The following is a 1,491-nucleotide window of genomic DNA, read 5'->3' as shown; positions in this document are numbered from 1 at the left end:
ATGGTCTTGAGGCCGCGCATCAGCAGGGCGGCGTCCTGGGGTGACATCACCGCACCGGTCAGGTCCTTGAGCCCTTGCAGGCGAATGCGCTGGGCCAGGGCCTGGCTGCTGACGGCGATGCCGGCGGTGATATCGCCGTGGCCACTGAGGTATTTGGTGGCCGAGTGCACCACCACGTCGGCGCCCATTTCCAGCGGGCGTTGCAGGTAGGGCGTGCAGTAGGTGTTGTCCACCACCACGGTGATCCCGGGTTGCCGGTGGGCGATCTCGGCGACGGCGGCGATGTCCACCAGTTGCAGGTTGGGGTTGGCCGGGGTTTCGAAGTAGATCATGCGCGTGGCCGGGTTGATGGCCTCGCTCAGGGCGTTCAGGTCGGTGAGGTCGACGTGGCGCACCTTGATGCCGAATTCGCCGATGCCGTGGTGCAGCAGGGCGAAGGTGCAGCCGTAGAGGGTCTGGCTGACGATGATTTCATCACCTGGGCGCAGCAGGGTCCAGAACGTCGCGGCAATTGCGCCCATGCCGGAGCTGAAGGCGACGGCGGCTTCGCCGTTTTCCAGGGTGGCCATGCGCGATTCCAGCAGGGCCAGGGTGGGGTTGGAGATGCGGGTGTAGAAGTGTCCGCTCTCTTCGCCGGCGAAGCAGGCGGCTCCGTATTCGGCGGTGGGGAAGGCGAAGGTTGCCGACAGGTAGATGGGCGGCACGAGGGCGCCGTGGTGGTCCTGGGGGTCATAGCCGTGGTGGATGGCGCGGGTGGAAAAGCCGAACGTGTTGTGTTTATTTTTCATGGTCGGACGCTCCTTATTTCCTACAATGCTATGCTTATAACGGCGGCCGAACGTTCCATAGTTTGCTGGGAAAAGCCGGTAGATTGGGATGAAAAACAATAAAAACGACGTTTTGAGGCAAGATATGCCCATGCATCTGGATCGGACTGACAAGGCACTTTTAAACGCCTTGCAGGGTAATGCGCGGTTGACGGTGGCGGAGTTGGCGGAGCGGGTGTCGCTGACCACTTCGCCGTGTTGGCGGCGGGTGAAGAACCTTGAGGACAGCGGGGTGATCGGCGGTTATCAGGCGATCCTGTCGCCCAAGGCGTTGGGGTATGGGGTGACGGCGTTTGTCAGCATCATGATGGATACGCACTCCCGGGAAGTTGCCCGGGCGTTTGAGCAAAGGTTGCTGGAGATTCCCGAGATTGTGGCGTGTCATAACGTTTCGGGGCGGTATGATTTTTTGTTGGAAGTGGTGGCGAAGGATCTGGAGACGTTTGGGGAGTTTGCGCGGGAGGTGTTGCAGGGGTTGCCGTGTGTTAAGGAAATTTACTCGAGTTTTTCTTATAAGTCGGTGCGGCCGTTGCGGGTGATTCCTTTGCCGGAGTGATGGTGTGCATATCCGTTTCTTCGGTAACGGCGGATTATGGTTCCGCTCTTACAGCGGGTCACTTTTGGCAAACGCCCCAAAAGTAACCAAAAGGTCTTTGCCCCACCA

General features: G+C 59.9%; 2 protein-coding genes. One reads left to right on the top strand and one right to left on the bottom strand.

Translation table 11 applies throughout. The features are described 5' to 3' along the window. A partial coding sequence (locus HX846_RS33965; RefSeq protein ID WP_178967124.1) for an aminotransferase class I/II-fold pyridoxal phosphate-dependent enzyme occupies positions 1–788 on the bottom strand: 788 nt, incomplete at its 3' end. Positions 789–912: 124 nt separating this feature from the next. Here HX846_RS33965 and HX846_RS33960 point away from each other — a divergent pair. Continuing rightward, positions 913–1,383: an Lrp/AsnC family transcriptional regulator gene (locus HX846_RS33960; RefSeq protein ID WP_178967125.1), complete on the top strand. Its 471-nt coding sequence runs from the start codon at positions 913–915 to the stop codon at positions 1,381–1,383. Positions 1,384–1,491: the final 108 nt, after the last annotated feature.

It is taken from the genome of Pseudomonas sp. K5002, assembly GCF_013386655.1.
Taxonomy (GTDB): Bacteria; Pseudomonadota; Gammaproteobacteria; order Pseudomonadales; family Pseudomonadaceae; genus Aquipseudomonas.
The sequence above is the reverse complement of the archived record's forward strand: the minus strand, read 5'-3'. Positions and strand labels throughout refer to the sequence as shown.

Bases quoted from the DNA above. Each gene is read 5' to 3' on its own strand.
- HX846_RS33960 (WP_178967125.1), top strand. From the start codon at position 913: ATGCCCATGCATCTGGATCGGACTGACAAGGCACTTTTAAACGCCTTG.